Genomic DNA, 15,069 nt, shown 5'->3' on the forward strand with positions numbered 1-15,069 from the left:
CAAATTTAATAAAAAAAACCGAGTTGGGATGACCTCAAAACCTTAAAAAAAATATAAAAAAGATAATTGGGAAAAAATCATCTATAAACAGAGAGAGAAAGTTTCAGATTAACATCCTGACCATCTACAGGTGGCTCTATAAAAGTCTGATAAACATCACCATAACGCATTTCATCTTTCTTTGCTTTTTGTATAAGCTGCTGAATTGCTTTTATTCTTCCCGGATAAGAACCTTTGTAATACATTACATAATTTTCTGTAGGGCTTATAGATCTGAAATTAAAATTATTATCGGTAACTCCTATTTTTTTTGATAAAGGAATTCCGAAAAAATAAGAAACCTCGTTATCTTTAAAATTATCGGCATCGGTAATAAGAACCGGATATCCTACCTCATCATTTTTTTTGCCTAGATCCATCGTCACAAAATTATTGACCTTGTTATAATTCATGACAATATTTTTATACAAAGCATCTTTCTTATTAGAAGTACTTACATTGATACCCAAAATCATTTTAGCCTCTTCTTTTTCCACCATCAGACTGTCATATTTTATGGCAGCCAACTGATTGTCTTTTTCTACCTTATTGCCTAAAACATTTTTCAAATTAAGCATGCTTTTCTCAATATTATCTGCAAATTTATCTTCCGTCCAAAAATTCTGAGCCCTTGATAAAACCGATAATTTTGGAGTATGTACATACCATGTAATTTTTGTTTTTTCCGCTGAAACTGCTGTAAATTTCACATCGATCAAAGTAGGATTTTCATCTTCATCTTCGAAAAGCTGATATCTCAAGGTTTTATTTGGATTTTCGTAGCGGATAAACATTTCGCCGCCATCTTTACTCTTAGGGTCATCATAACTGATAGCACTTCCTTTTCCTTCGTAAGGCGAATAATAATCAATGGTGATCGTTTTTGAGCTGGAAAAGAAATTATTCCACCGGGTAAAATTCTGCAGATTATTAAACTGGTTAAAAACCTTTTCTAAAGGATAGTCTACCTCTTTTTCTATGGTAAATTCTTTACTTTCATCCACAAAATAATACATAGAAGCCGCATAAGCTCCCACCAACAATACTACAATAACCGCTATAATTTTGAAAAAACGCATCACACAAAAGTAATACAAATAAAAAAAGTGACCAATATCTTTGGCCACTCTTGTTTTTTATTTTTGATGGTGATGAAGGTTCGATGTTGAATGTTTGATATTCGAATGCAAAAATTTTGAATTAAAAACTAAACTTGAAAGTTATTAGCTTCTCAAAACATACAGCTTCCAACCCTTACCCAATGTGAGTTCCTGGTTTTAGAACTGCACCTTTTTTCACTACAACAATTCCGTCTTGTACAGAATGAGTTCCGTAGTCGCCATCCTGAAGATGTTTCCCACCAATGATTCTTACATTATCACCGATGAAGCAGTTTTTATCTAAAATTGCTTTTTCAATATAGCAGTATTTCCCGATTCCCATATTGGGTAAACCTTTTCGGTCATTATTCACAATTTCCGTCGTATTTTGATAAAAATCAGCTCCCATAATATAGGAATTTACAATCGTGCTGCCTTTATCAACTCTGGTACGGTTTCCAATCACAGAATTTTCTATTTTATCTGCCATAATAATACATCCGTCTCCGAAAACCGCTTTACTTACATAAGAGCCATTAACTTTTGATGGCGGAAGCATTCTTGCACGCGTAAAAATTGGCGCTGATGAAAACAGATTAAACTGCGGGAAATCGTGACAAAGATCTAAGTTGGCTTCGTAAAAAGATTCAATGGTTCCAATATCCGTCCAATATCCTTCATATTGGTAACTAAGTGTTGTATATTTCCCTATAGAATTTGGGATAATATCTTTTCCGAAATCATCTCCCGCTCCATCTTCAAACATTTTTTTGAGAATGCTTTTAGAGAAAATATAAATTCCCATTGAGGCTAAAAACTCTTTCCCCTTCATTTTATTTTCGTCTGAAACTTCAGATTGCAAGCCTTCAAGCTCATCAAATCCGGGCTTTTCAACGAATGAAGTAATATTTCCATCATCATCAGATTTTAAAATTCCAAATCCGGTTGCATCTTTTGCATTAACGGGAATGGTTGCAATGGTTACATCACCTCCATTATCAATATGGAAATCGAGCATTTCATTAAAATCCATCTGATACAACTGATCTCCTGAAAGAATAAGAATATATTCATAATCATATTTCTCAAGATGCTTCATCGATTGCCGAACGGCATCTGCAGTCCCCTGAAACCAACTGTCACTGTCTACATTCTGCTCTGCCGCCAAAATATCTACAAAACCCTGACTAAAAATATCAAAGTGGTAAGAATTTTTAATGTGCGAGTTGAGAGAAGCTGAATTAAACTGAGTCAAAACCAGGATCTTATTGAGTCCTGAATTAAGACAATTCGAGATTGGAATATCTACCAATCTGTATTTTCCTGCAATTGGAACAGCGGGTTTTGACCTTGTATAGGTTAATGGAAAAAGCCTTGTTCCTCTACCTCCTCCCAACACAATGGAAATGACGTTGTGTTTCATAAATATCTGCGTTTTTTTTAATTTTTATATAATGTTAAATACTTTTCAGCCGATTTTTCCCAGGCAAAGTCAAATTTCATATTAGACAACACCAATTCATCCATTTGTGCTTTATTGTTATAAACATTTAAAGCACGACTCATTGCGTGAATAATATCGTCAACTCCGGGATAGGTAAAATTCAAGCCGGAACCGCCGGTTGTAATATCTTTTACAGTATCTCTCAATCCTCCTGTATAACTCACGACAGGAACAGTTCCGTAACGCATTGCATACATCTGATTGAGACCACAAGGTTCAACTCTTGAAGGCATTAACAAGAAGTCTGCCGAAGCGTAAATTTTATGTGATAAATGTTCTTTATACCCAATATCTGTGGCAAAATTGGAGTACACAGAATCGAGTTCTTTCAACTGTTGTTCGATATAAGCATTTCCTGAACCGAGCACTATAATATTTAATCCTCCAAAACTCTGCTTAATACTTCGCCAAATTAAATCAGGGAGTAAATCTGCACCTTTTTCAGTAGCAAATCTTCCTATAAAGGCAAACAAAGGAAGTTCAGGATTTAAACCATATTCTTTACAAAGTTTAATTTTATTTTTCTTCTTCGTTTTTAAAACATTTTTACTATTGAAATTAAAATCGATCATAGGATCGGTTTGAGGATTCCAAACATCTGTATCGATACCGTTTATAATTCCGTAAGCTTTGGAAAATTCTTCCCTTACCAAACTTTCAAGACCTCTGAAGCTTACGAACAGTTCTTCAAGATAACCTTCGGAAACCGTTGTAAAAGCACTACAACACTTAATCATACTCGCCAAAGGATTGATAAAGCCATTCCAGTCGAGAAGTCCCCATTTGTGATGATCAAAAGCAGGCATGTAATTGATCATATCCCAATTCATCATCCCTTGATATTCTCCGTTGTGAATCGTTCCTATGGTTTTCACACCTTTTAGAAATTCAAACTCTTCACAGTTTTCTATCATAAAAGGAACCAAACCGGTGTGATAATCATGACAATGCAAAACATCAGGACGAATTTTCATTGCAGTCAACCAATGTAAAACACCTTGCTGGAAAGCTAAAAACTGGAAACTTTCATCTTCATATCCATAAGGGTTTTCACGATCGAGTAATCCTGGAATTTTCACCATAAACAATTCAAATCCTAAAACATCTGTGGTTTCTTTCATAACCTGAACCTGAAGCATATTGGATCCCTGATGAATAAAGCCGTCAAAAACTACCTCAAAATCATAGTCGTATACAAAATGTTTGTTGTACCAAGGCATCACTACTTTCGCATTAACCTCTTTTATTTTGTTCTGATATTTTGGCAAAGCACCAACCACATCTGCAAGTCCGCCAACTTTTGCTACGGGATAACATTCTGTACTGAGGTGAAATATTGTCATTTTTTGTGTTGTTTAATCCTATTTAATTTATACTTTTTATCTTTTTTTTGTCTTAAAACAATTCCGGAAAGCGCAGGAAGATTAAGGCTTATTGATCTTGGACAATTCATCCATTCATCATGATCTTCTCTGAAAATATTCGCTTCAACTCCACTTCCACTATATTTTTCATCATCGGAATTCAAAACTACTTCCCAGTGTGTACCTAAGTTCACTCCGACTTTATAATCTAAAACATTTGGAGTAAGATTTAAAATCACCATAAAAACATCATCCCGTCTTTTTCCTTTCCTTAAATAAATATAGACAGAATTATCGGTATCATTGGCTTCAACCCATTCAAAACCATTTTGATTGAATTGATTTTCATAGAAAGCCGTTTCATTTTTATAAAGATGGTTCAGATCTTTTACTAAAGTCTGCAAACCTTTATGAACCGGATATTGCAGCAAATGCCAATCTAAACTCTGTTTAAAATTCCATTCATTGGTTTGCCCAAATTCATCACCCATAAAAAGCAATTTTGCTCCGGGATGCGTAAACATATAAACATATAATGCTCTGAGATTAGCAAATTTCTGCCACTCATCACCTTTCATTTTATAAATCAAACTGGCTTTTCCGTGTACCACTTCATCATGTGAAAACGGAATCATATAATTTTCATTATACATATACATCGACGAAAAAGTCAGTTTGTGATGATGGTATTTTCTATCTGCATGATCTTCTTTAAAATAAAATAAGGTATCGTGCATCCAACCCATCATCCATTTCATTCCAAATCCTACGCCACCGTCATGTACAGGTTTTGTCAACATTGGAAAATCTGAACTTTCTTCCGCAATGGTTATAATATTATTTCCAAATTCTTTATAAACAGCGGTATTAAATTCCTGAAGAAAAGCTTTTGCTTCAAGATTTACATTTTCTCCATAAATATTTGGTTCCCATTCGCCTTCATTTCTTGAATAATCAAGATGAAGCATAGACGTTACTGCATCAACTCGAAGTCCATCTGCGTGATAACGATCGAGCCAGAAAACCGCATTCGAAATGAGGAAAGATTTCACTTCATTTCGTCCGTAATTAAAAATGTATGATTTCCAATCGGGGTGAAAGCCTTTTCTGGGATCTTCATGCTCATATAGATAAGAGCCATCAAAACAATGCAAACCATTAGCATCACCCGGAAAATGTGAAGGAACCCAATCTAAAATAACGCCAATATCATTTTTATGAAGTTCATTGATCAGAAACATTAAATCCTGCGGAGAACCAAAACGAGACGTTGCCGCAAAAAAACCGGTAATCTGATATCCCCAACTCGGATCATAAGGATATTCCATCACGGGCATAAATTCTACATGAGTAAAACCCATTTCGGTAATATACGGGACCAGTTTTGAGGCAATTTCCCTATAATTCAGAAATTTTTCTGGATGGTCTTCATCTCGCATCCATGAAGCTAAATGTATTTCATAAACGGAAATAGGAGCATCCAAACTGTTTTTTTGCCAGCGTTTGTCAAGCCATTCCTGATCTTCCCATTCATACCAATTGGTAGAAACCATCGAGGCTGCCTGCAGATTCTGCTCCCAGCTTAATGCATAGGGATCACTTTTTTCTAAAATTTTCCCCTGAGCTGTTTCTATCGCGTATTTATAAAGCGTTCCCCAGGAAAGTGCGGGAATAAATCCTTCCCAAATCCCCGATTGATCCCATCTGGGAAAAAGAATATGTTCACGGTGATTCCAGTTATTGAAGTTTCCTATCACAGAAACTTTTTTGGCATTGGGAGCCCAAACCGAAAAATAAACCCCTTTTACTCCGTCTTTTTCAACAGAATGAGCACCAAACTTTTCGTAGAGCCTGTAATGTATACCTTCTTTAAAAAGGTATACATCATGATCCGTAAAAAGAGTGTAGGTTTTTACAAAATTCATCATAATCGGTTTTTGATCTAAATCATCATAAGCATATCTTCTACTAAATTACGATGACTACCAAATATATGAAATATTCCCTTGGCAAGAGCTATTTTTAATCAATATTAAAAAGAATTCATAAAAATATTTTTTATAAATTTAAAAGTTTTAAAACCGTTAAAAACACATAATGAAATTTACACTCAATACGGCAGAAAAAGACAACAGACCTATTTTCATCACCGGAAATTTCAATAAATGGAATCCTAAAGATTACAATTTTCAACTTCAGATTTCTGAAGAAAATACTTACAGTATTGATATTGAAGACCAATTACTTCCTGATAACATCGAATACAAATTCACAAAAGGAGGTTGGGAAAATGTAGAATTGGATCAATACGGAAATATTACTCCAAACAGAAAAACCCACAAACATTCTGCTAAAACTACTGATTTTGTAGAAAAATGGAGATTCAACTGGGGACCTTTTAAAGATGAGTTCTTCCCGATTGTTGAGGTGATTTCTGAAGAATTTTACATTCCACAGCTTGACCGTTACCGCAAAGTTTGGGCACTTCTTCCCTACGATTATTATATTTCAGATAAAAAATATCCTGTGCTTTACCTTCAGGATGCACAAAATTTATTTAATGAAGGCAGTGCATACGGAAATTGGGAAATCGACAAAAAACTATCGATTCTTGCCGAGTACGGCCGTGGAGATGTTATTGTAATCGCAGTAGAACACGGAAGCGAAGACCGTATCAAAGAATATATTTTCGATAATGATAACGTTGCCAACGGATCGGAAGGGAAAAAATATATCAGATTCGTCACAGATACTTTGAAACCTTTTATTGATGAACATTACCGCACAAAAAAAGACCGCGAAAATACAGGGATCGGCGGAAGTTCTTTAGGCGCATTAATCAGTTTATACAGTGGTTTTCTCTACCCTGAAGTCTATTCTAAACTGTTGATTTTTTCACCTTCACTTTGGATAGAACCCAATAATAACTTTCCGATGATGAGTTTCAGAATTCCTTTTAAAACTAAAATCTATCTTTATGGTGGCGAAAAGGAAGGTTCTAAAATGGTAAAAAGAATTCAGGTTTTTGAAAACTATCTGAAACGATGGGAAAAGAAAAACCTTTTTGATTTTGAATTTAGAACCAATATTAATCCTGATGGCGAACACAGCGAATTTTATTGGTCACAGGAATTCCCGAGAGCAATAGAATGGCTTTTCTATAATAACACAGAAAACCCTGTTGAAGTAACACCACAACAGGAAAATATTAAAAATAAAACGATTTAAAAATGCAATTATTCAACAAAAAAAATAAACAGTACGCACAGATTTTTCAATTATTTACAGAAGAAACTTGGGCTTTAAACTCTAAAAATTTCAACAAAAACATAGCACTTCTTTTTTCAGGTAAAAAACATGAAACCTTCATTGAAACCGGTGAAGAAACCATTACATATTATATAGGTCTTGGAAAAGAAAGTTTACAGGATTTTGAATTCCAACAAATTGGAGTGAAATTTTCTCAAACTCAGAAAAAAAACATACAAACCGTACCTACTTTATTAATTTCTGAATTTATTAATGAAAAACAGTTTGAAGAATTTGCAAAAGGATTACTGTTGGGAACTTATACTTACCCATTTGATAAAACCCATCCTTTTTGGAACGAATCTTTTGAACTTCACTTTGGAAATTTAAGTCAGAAAAAACTGGAAACCATTTCTTCAAGAATAGACGCTATTTGTGAAGGACAAGCAGCTTGCCAGGATTGGCTTAATAAACCAGCCAACCTAAAAAAGCCTGAAATTTTCAATACTTACCTAAAAAATTTAGCTAAAAAAAATCAGTTGACATACACTGTTTTCAATAGAAAAAAATGCGAAGAGTTAGGTCTTGGAGCTTTTCTTTCAGTGAATCAGGGAAGTGCTTATGATGCAGCTTTTACTATTTTAGAATATAAAACAACGGAGAAAAATGCCAAAACTTTTGGACTTGTAGGAAAATGCGTTTTATTTGATACCGGTGGAATATCCATCAAAGCTTCAGACAATATGCACTACATGAAATCTGACATGGGAGGCGCAACAGCAGTGATTGGAGCATTAATTTACGCATCGCAAATGAAACTTCCCGTTAACATTACAGCGATTTTACCGATTACCGACAATGCTGTCTCAGAAAATGCCTATTTGCCTAGTGATGTCATTACTGCTTATAACGGAAAAACAATTGAAGTTTTGAATACCGATGCGGAAGGCAGAATGACGCTTGCTGATGGCTTGTCTTATCTCTCAAAAAATTATAAAACCGATGTCCTTATTGATCTTGCAACACTTACAGGAAGCTCTGTAAGAATGTTTGGAGATACTTGCGGAGCGATGTTTTCTAACAATGAAGACTTGAAAAATCTATTGATTAAAACCGGTGATAAAACCAATCAGCGATTATGGAATCTTCCACTTTGGGATGTTTGGTTAGATGATTTCAAATCTGATGTTGCTGATTTTAAAAATATATCGATGAAACCTCTTGGAGACTGTATTATTGCTGCAAAATTTCTGGAACAGTTTATTGAAGACCATCCAAACTGGGCACATCTCGACATTGCAGGAGTTGCGTTTGGAAACGTTGGATATGCAAAAGATAAAGCCGCAACCGGCTTTGGAGTACAATTACTGGCCGATTTAATCGAAAATTATCATTAAAAATTAGTTTTTTAAAATTTTTCTTCTTATACTTGATTAGTAATTCTCAAAAGCACATCGATTATCAATTTTTAATATTAAATAATCAATAATCATAAGCTTTTATTTTTTATAATTTAATAAAAATTAAAAATCACTATATGAAGGAGAAAACCATCGTATGTATTTCGTGCTATTATAAAGGTTACGATTTTATGGACGAGATGAAAAAACTCGGCAATAAAATCATCCTCGTAACATCTGAAAATTTAAAAGAAAAAAACTGGCCATGGCACGCTGTCGATGAAGTTTTCTACATGCCGGAACTTAAACCTTCGGTTTGGAATCTCGATCATCTTATTCAGGGATTTTCTCATTTGATGAAAACCCGGAAAGTAGATGCTGTAATTGCTTTGGATGATTATGATGTTGAAAAGGCTGCGTTGATTCGTGAGACATTCCGTATTCCCGGGATGGGGCAGACAACGCACCGTTATTTCAGAGATAAACTGGCCATGCGTCAAAAAGCAAAAGACTCAGGAATCAGTGTTCCTGAATTTACCGCCGTGTTTAATGATCAGGAAGTAAAAGATTTTACCGATAAAGTTTCTCCGCCCTGGGTTTTAAAACCACGATCAGAAGCTTCAGCATCTGGAATTAAAAAATTAAAAACTCAGGAAGAACTTTGGAATGCCTTGGAAAAACTGGGTGAAGAAAGACATTTATTTCTTCTCGAAAGCTTTAAACCGGGCGATGTTTACCATGTAGACAGTTTAACATTCAATAAAGAAATTGTTTTTACCTCTGCTTCAAAATATCTGGCTCCACCGATGCAGGTTTCTCACGAAGGCGGCGTTTTTCGTACCAAAACTTTAGGAAGATATTCTGAGGAGTTTAAAGCTTTAGAAGAGGCTAATGCAAAAGTTTTATCGAATTTTGGATTGCTGAACGGAGCCACTCACACAGAGTTTATCCGTGGTAAAGAAGATGGAAAATGGTATTTTCTGGAAACGTCCTCAAGAGTTGGAGGTGCTCATATTCCTGATTTAGTCGAGGCTTCGAGCAATATTAATATTTGGCGCGAATGGGCGAAAATTGAAGATGCTCTGTTGAGAGGAAATGATTATGAAGTTTCAAAACCTACAGGTTATTATTCAGGATTAATTGTCGCATTGATTAAAGATTTAGCTCCAAACTATAAGGATTTTGAATGTGAAGAAGTCGTAAAATTCCTTCCTATTGATTATCATGTAGGAATTGTTTACAAATCAAGGGATTCTGGTATTGTGCAGGAAAGACTTGATTTTGCTGCTGAAAAGATCCATGCTGAAATGCTGAATGTACTTCCTCCGAAAGACAAACCATCAAGTTAAATGAATGATAAATGATAATCAATAATTGATTAACAAAACTTCCACTACAAATTATCATTCATCAATTATCAACTATAAATTAAAAAAATGCCACATATAGAACATACAGATTATTATTCTAATATCTTAGGAACAAACCTTAAAGTGGAAGTTACGGGACATTACGGTTATCCTATCATTATGTTTCCTACTTCTCAGGGTTTATATACTCAAAATCACGATTTTCACCTGAACAGCAGTATCAATTATTTTATTGAGCAGGGAAAAGTAAAATTATACAACATACAAACCATTGATTCATGGAGTTTTTATGACGAAAAAATTTCGCCACAACAAAGGATTAGAAATTACGAAAAATATGTACAGTTTCTGATTCAGGAGTTTGTTCCTTACATTCAAAAAATTCATCAAGTACATCGTGTTGCTATTGCAGGAGCGAGTTTTGGAGGGTATCATGCCGCTAATTTCGCATTTAGATTTCCTGATGTTATTTCGCATTTATTCTGTCTTTCGGGAGCGTTCAGCATTAGAAATTTCATGGATGGATATGATGGTGAACTCGTTTATTTTAACTGTCCGAGAGAATTTGTAAAAAACGATGAAGCGTGGAAATATAAGCATATGCACATTGTTTTAAGCACTTCTGATGAAGATATATGCAAAGACAAAAACGTAGAAATGGCAGGGATTTTAGCCTCAAAAGGAATTGATTTCTGGTATGACGAAAAAAAATGGATCAATCACGACTGGCCACTTTGGAGAATGACTTTTCCAACGTACATCGGGGCATTTTTTTAAATTAAAACAACTCAAATATTAATATTAAATCATTAAAAAACAAATTATGGCAAAAAAAGTAGGAATTTTATTCGGGATGGAAGACACATTTCCGTGGGCATTTATTGATAAAGTAAACGAATTAGGAAAAGGAGAAATTATCGCCGAAGCAGTGAATATAGATAAATTGGAACAAGGTGCAGACTATGGATATGCTGTAATTATCGACCGAATTTCTCAGGATGTTCCTTTCTACAGAGCTTATCTGAAAAACGCAGCTTTAAACGGAACCTATGTCATTAATAATCCTTTTTGGTGGAGTGCAGATGAGAAATTCTTCAACAATGCTTTGATGTCAAAACTCGGAATTCCTTTGCCTAAAACCGTTCTACTTCCTTCACACGAAAGACCTACAGATACTTCAGAAACTTCTTTCAGAAACCTAAAATTTCCACATGATTGGGAATACATTTTTAATTATGTAGGATTTCCTGCTTACATGAAACCTCACGACGGCGGTGGTTGGAAAAGCGTTTACAGAGTTGAAAATCCGCAGGATCTTTGGGATAAACTGAGCGAAACAGAACAGTTGGTGATGATGGTTCAGGAAGAAATTGTTTTTCAGGATTATTACAGAGTGTATTGTTTGGGACAGAAATACGTTCACATCATGCCTTATGAACCAAGAAATGCTCCTCATCTGAGATATGAAACCACGCATCAGACGGAAGGCGAAGATTTGAAAAAACTACTGAAAACGATTCATGATTACACCATTAAAATGAATCAGGCTTTAGGATATGATTTCAATACCGTGGAATTTGCGGTAAGAGACGGAATTCCTTATGCGATTGACTTCTGTAACCCAGCTCCTGATGCAGACAAAAATTCTGTTGGAGAAGAAAATTTTGCATGGATTGTAGAACATTCTGCAAAATTAGCCATTGAAAAAGCTAAAGAATACGTTCCCGGAAAACCTAATATTTCGTGGGGAACTTTTGTAAAAGATTCTGTAAAATAAAACATAAAAAACACTGAAAAAAAAATGCATCAATTTACAATAGGAATAGAAGAAGAATATCAGATCATCGATGTTGAAAGCCGAGATTTAATCTCTCATGTTTCAAAAATCATTGAAGGCGGAAAGGCTGTTTTAAGTGAAAATTTAAAACACGAAATGCACGAATCAATGATTGAAATGGAAACCGGAATCTGCCAAAACATTCAGGAAGCTCAGGCTGAACTTACCAATCTTAGAAGACATCTGATCAATACAGCCCACGAACAGGGACTTCGTGTTTCCGGAGGTGGAACTCATCCTTTTTCAAACTGGGAACACAATACGATTACAAACGGCGAACGTTATAACAAAATTGTAGATGATATGGGCGATGTTGCCCGTGGAAATCTTATTTTCGGATTACACGTTCATATTGGAATTCCAAACCGTGAAGAAGGCGTAAGAATACAGAATGTAATGCGTTATTTTCTTCCGCATGTTTATGCTCTTTCTGTAAACTCCCCTTTTTGGATCGGAAGAAGCACAGGTTTTAAATCTTACAGACAGGAAATTTTCGTGAAGTTCCCAAGAACCGGAATCCCGAGTTACTTTAATTCTTTGGCCGAATTTGACAGTTATGTTGATCTTTTGGTGAAAACGGGAACCATTGATAATGCTAAGAAAATTTGGTGGGATTTGCGTGTTCATCCTTTTTATCCTACTATTGAGTTCAGAATCTGTGATATGCCTTTAAGAATTGAAGAAACGGTTTGTCTGGCTGCAATTATGCAGAGTTTAGTAGCAAAAATCTATAAACTTCACCAACAGAATTTAAGTTTCAGAAGCTACAGAAGATTGTTGCTTAACGAAAATAAATGGCGCGCTTCCAAAGACGGAATTCATTCTAAGCTGATTGATTTTGGTAAAGAAGAATCGGTACCTTATCCTGATCTTTTAAAAGAACTTTTAGAGTTTATTGATGATGTTGTAGATGAATTAGGATGCAGAAAAGAAGTAGAATATGCCTGGAAAATCTTGGAAAACGGAACCGGCGCAGACCGACAATTGGCAGTCTACAAAGAAACCGGTGATCTGAAGAAAGTCGTTGATTATATGATATCTGAGACTGAATACGGCATTACGCACGGCGAATTTGCTTCATAATAAATTCATAACTTTGCAGAAATTATGAAGTTATGAAAGATGTAAGAATTGCTTTATTGGATATGAATAACAATCAGGCGAATCAGGGGTTTAAAAATATAAAAGAAATCTCTGAAAATTTCCAGAAGCAATCGGAAGAAAATATCAGCATTACAGGTTTTGATGTAAGACATAAAAATGAAATTCCAAATATTGAGGATTTTGATATATTTATTTCATCCGGCGGACCGGGAAATCCGCACCGTGAAGGTTTTGAATGGGAACAGAAGTTTGCAGATTTTTTAGATGCTGTTTATGAACATAACAAAAATAATGACGCAAAAAAATATCTTTTTCTGATTTGTCATTCTTTCCAATTGGCAAGTATTCATTGGGATTTAGGAAATATCTGTAAAAGAAAATCTTACTCTTTTGGAGTGCAGCCAATTCATAAAACGGAAGAAGGCGAAGAGGAATTTTTATTCAAAAACTTACCCGATCCTTTTTATGCGGTAGATTCCAGAGCCTATCAGTTTATTGAGCCTAATTTGGATCGCTTTGAAGAACTAGAAATGAAAATGGTAGCGATTGAAAAATCTCGTCCTCATATTGATCTGGAGCGCGCAATTATGGCAGTCCGTTTTTCTGATGAAATTTTCGGAACACAGTTTCATCCCGAAGCCAATCCTGATGGAATGCTTGAAAATCTGAAAGACGAGAAAAACAAAGAAGCGATGATTGAAAATTACGGTATGGAAAAATATCTGGAAACCGTAGACCGAATTAATGACGAAGATAAAATTGTTCTTACGCAATCTCAGATCTTACCACGCTTTTTGAGCGATGCTAAGAAAAATATTTTGAAACAAAAGACGGCAACAGCCTGATAAAAAATTCAAATAAAACAATTAAAATCGAGCATTCATGTTCGATTTTTTAAATCACAAAAGAAAAAATATGATCCCAAAATACAGAAAACAGTTTAACGAAGAGTTCAGTAGCGAAAAGTATGATCAGCTTCAATCAATATTAAAAGAAAAAAGCGGCATACAACCTACATTCAGATTGTCTGAAAGTCCTATTTTTTTAACTCATGAATTCAAAGAAAAATTAGTTTCCGCAAGTGAAAGTATTATTGATCAGATTAAAAATTTCCCAGAAGGAACTTTAGAAAATTCGATTCCTGAAAACTGTAAAGTTCCTAATGATACAAAACAGCCTCATTTTTTCACCATAGATTTTGGAATCTGCAGAAGTGAAAACGGAAAAATAGAACCTCAACTGATAGAATTGCAGGCTTTTCCTTCATTGTATGCGTTTCAGAATGTTTATGAAGAAACCTTTTGTGAAGTTTATCCGTTCTTAACTCAATTGAGAAATAATATTTCAGATGAGGATTATAAGAAACATTTATATGAATTAATTGTAGGTAAAGAAAATCCTGAAAACGTAATTCTTCTTGAAATTTATCCTGAAAAACAGAAAACCGCAATTGATTTTGCCTTAACCGAAAAACTTTTAGGCATAAAAACCATTTGTCTTACTAAAGTAAAAAAGCAGGGAAATCAACTATTTTATGAACATAATGAAAAGCTGATCAGAATTAAAAGAATTTATAATCGTGTCATTTTTGATGAACTTGATAAAATTCCTGATCTTAAAACTGAATTTAATTTCCGTGAAGAAATAGATGTAGAATGGGTTACGCATCCGAATTGGTTTTTCAAAATTTCTAAATATATTCTGCCTTTATTAAAGCACGAATTTGTTCCGAAAAGCTATTTCCTCCACGAATTCCCTGAAAATGAAAGCCTTGAAAATTTTGTTTTAAAACCTTTGTTTTCTTTTGCAGGAAGTGGTGTAAATCTAAATCCTACAAAAGAGATCACAAATACTATTTTAGATAAAGAAAATTATATCTTGCAGCGAAAAGTAAACTATGAGCCTATTTTTGAAGATATCAACGGTGATTTTTCAAGAGCAGAAATTCGTTTACTTTATGTCTGGAAAGAAAATGAAGAACGACCTATTTTACTTCAAAACCTTTCCAGAATGACCAAAGCCGCAATGGTCAATGTAGATTTTAATAAAAAAGATGCAATTTGGATTGGAAGTTCTCATGCGTTTTTTGGGGAAGAGTAAAA

At 34.6% G+C, this 15,069-nt stretch carries 12 protein-coding genes; 8 read left to right on the forward strand and 4 right to left on the reverse strand.

Features of this window, described 5'->3' with window-relative positions; all coding sequences use genetic code 11:
• Positions 1-77: 77 nt before the first annotated feature.
• The 4 genes from B5X64_RS07910 to glgB form a co-directional block, all read right to left on the reverse strand.
• Entirely contained in the window at positions 78-1,118 is a 1,041-nt protein-coding gene (locus B5X64_RS07910) for an SRPBCC domain-containing protein (RefSeq protein WP_066676926.1), read from the reverse strand.
• Positions 1,119-1,293: 175 nt separating this feature from the next.
• Positions 1,294-2,562 carry a glucose-1-phosphate adenylyltransferase gene (locus tag B5X64_RS07915; protein WP_079464705.1) on the reverse strand — a complete coding sequence of 423 codons (1,269 nt, stop codon included), beginning with the start codon at positions 2,560-2,562 and terminating at the stop codon, positions 1,294-1,296.
• A gap of 17 nt (positions 2,563-2,579) precedes the next feature.
• Positions 2,580-3,986 (reverse strand): glycogen synthase, encoded by a 1,407-nt coding sequence (locus B5X64_RS07920; RefSeq protein ID WP_079464706.1) that lies wholly within the window; start codon positions 3,984-3,986, stop codon positions 2,580-2,582.
• Positions 3,983-5,932 (reverse strand): 1,4-alpha-glucan branching protein GlgB, encoded by a 1,950-nt coding sequence (gene glgB, locus B5X64_RS07925; RefSeq protein ID WP_172459129.1) that lies wholly within the window; start codon positions 5,930-5,932, stop codon positions 3,983-3,985. The genes B5X64_RS07920 and glgB overlap by 4 nt, the downstream gene beginning before the upstream one ends.
• Before the next feature lie 172 nt (positions 5,933-6,104).
• On the opposite strand from glgB, the gene B5X64_RS07930 reads away from it, so the two are divergent.
• The 8 genes from B5X64_RS07930 to B5X64_RS07965 all read left to right on the forward strand — a co-directional run bounded on the left by B5X64_RS07930 (position 6,105) and on the right by B5X64_RS07965 (position 15,067).
• Positions 6,105-7,235 (forward strand): alpha/beta hydrolase, encoded by a 1,131-nt coding sequence (locus tag B5X64_RS07930; protein WP_079464708.1) that lies wholly within the window; start codon positions 6,105-6,107, stop codon positions 7,233-7,235.
• A 2-nt stretch (positions 7,236-7,237) separates the two neighbouring features.
• Positions 7,238-8,653: a M17 family metallopeptidase gene (locus B5X64_RS07935; protein ID WP_079464709.1), complete on the forward strand. Its 1,416-nt coding sequence runs from the start codon at positions 7,238-7,240 to the stop codon at positions 8,651-8,653.
• Between the two features lie 140 nt (positions 8,654-8,793).
• Positions 8,794-10,005, forward strand: coding sequence for an ATP-grasp domain-containing protein (locus B5X64_RS07940; RefSeq protein WP_079464710.1), 1,212 nt, complete (start codon positions 8,794-8,796; stop codon positions 10,003-10,005).
• A gap of 87 nt (positions 10,006-10,092) precedes the next feature.
• Complete coding sequence (locus B5X64_RS07945) at positions 10,093-10,803, forward strand: alpha/beta hydrolase-fold protein (protein ID WP_079464711.1); 711 nt, start codon at positions 10,093-10,095, stop codon at positions 10,801-10,803.
• A 46-nt stretch (positions 10,804-10,849) separates the two neighbouring features.
• Positions 10,850-11,803: an ATP-grasp domain-containing protein gene (locus B5X64_RS07950; protein ID WP_079464712.1), complete on the forward strand. Its 954-nt coding sequence runs from the start codon at positions 10,850-10,852 to the stop codon at positions 11,801-11,803.
• A 24-nt stretch (positions 11,804-11,827) separates the two neighbouring features.
• The gene (locus B5X64_RS07955; protein WP_079464713.1) at positions 11,828-12,946 is read left to right on the forward strand and encodes a carboxylate-amine ligase; all 1,119 of its coding nucleotides are present in this window, start codon (positions 11,828-11,830) and stop codon (positions 12,944-12,946) included.
• A 32-nt stretch (positions 12,947-12,978) separates the two neighbouring features.
• Positions 12,979-13,812, forward strand: a complete 834-nt coding sequence (locus B5X64_RS07960) for a type 1 glutamine amidotransferase (RefSeq protein ID WP_079464714.1) — start codon at positions 12,979-12,981, stop codon at positions 13,810-13,812.
• Between the two features lie 37 nt (positions 13,813-13,849).
• Entirely contained in the window at positions 13,850-15,067 is a 1,218-nt protein-coding gene (locus tag B5X64_RS07965; RefSeq protein WP_228418807.1) for a hypothetical protein, read from the forward strand.
• Positions 15,068-15,069 lie beyond the last annotated feature (2 nt).

It is taken from the genome of Chryseobacterium balustinum, from assembly GCF_900168205.1.
In the GTDB taxonomy this organism is placed as follows: Bacteria; Bacteroidota; Bacteroidia; order Flavobacteriales; family Weeksellaceae; genus Chryseobacterium; species Chryseobacterium balustinum.

Bases quoted from the DNA above. Each gene is read 5' to 3' on its own strand.
- glgB (WP_172459129.1), bottom strand. From the start codon at position 5,932: ATGAATTTTGTAAAAACCTACACTCTTTTTACGGATCATGATGTATAC.
- B5X64_RS07945 (WP_079464711.1), top strand. From the start codon at position 10,093: ATGCCACATATAGAACATACAGATTATTATTCTAATATCTTAGGAACA.
- B5X64_RS07935 (WP_079464709.1), top strand. From the start codon at position 7,238: ATGCAATTATTCAACAAAAAAAATAAACAGTACGCACAGATTTTTCAA.
- B5X64_RS07930 (WP_079464708.1), top strand. From the start codon at position 6,105: ATGAAATTTACACTCAATACGGCAGAAAAAGACAACAGACCTATTTTC.
- B5X64_RS07915 (WP_079464705.1), bottom strand. From the start codon at position 2,562: ATGAAACACAACGTCATTTCCATTGTGTTGGGAGGAGGTAGAGGAACA.
- B5X64_RS07950 (WP_079464712.1), top strand. From the start codon at position 10,850: ATGGCAAAAAAAGTAGGAATTTTATTCGGGATGGAAGACACATTTCCG.
- B5X64_RS07955 (WP_079464713.1), top strand. From the start codon at position 11,828: ATGCATCAATTTACAATAGGAATAGAAGAAGAATATCAGATCATCGAT.
- B5X64_RS07965 (WP_228418807.1), top strand. From the start codon at position 13,850: ATGTTCGATTTTTTAAATCACAAAAGAAAAAATATGATCCCAAAATAC.
- B5X64_RS07960 (WP_079464714.1), top strand. From the start codon at position 12,979: ATGAAAGATGTAAGAATTGCTTTATTGGATATGAATAACAATCAGGCG.
- B5X64_RS07940 (WP_079464710.1), top strand. From the start codon at position 8,794: ATGAAGGAGAAAACCATCGTATGTATTTCGTGCTATTATAAAGGTTAC.
- B5X64_RS07920 (WP_079464706.1), bottom strand. From the start codon at position 3,986: ATGACAATATTTCACCTCAGTACAGAATGTTATCCCGTAGCAAAAGTT.
- B5X64_RS07910 (WP_066676926.1), bottom strand. From the start codon at position 1,118: ATGCGTTTTTTCAAAATTATAGCGGTTATTGTAGTATTGTTGGTGGGA.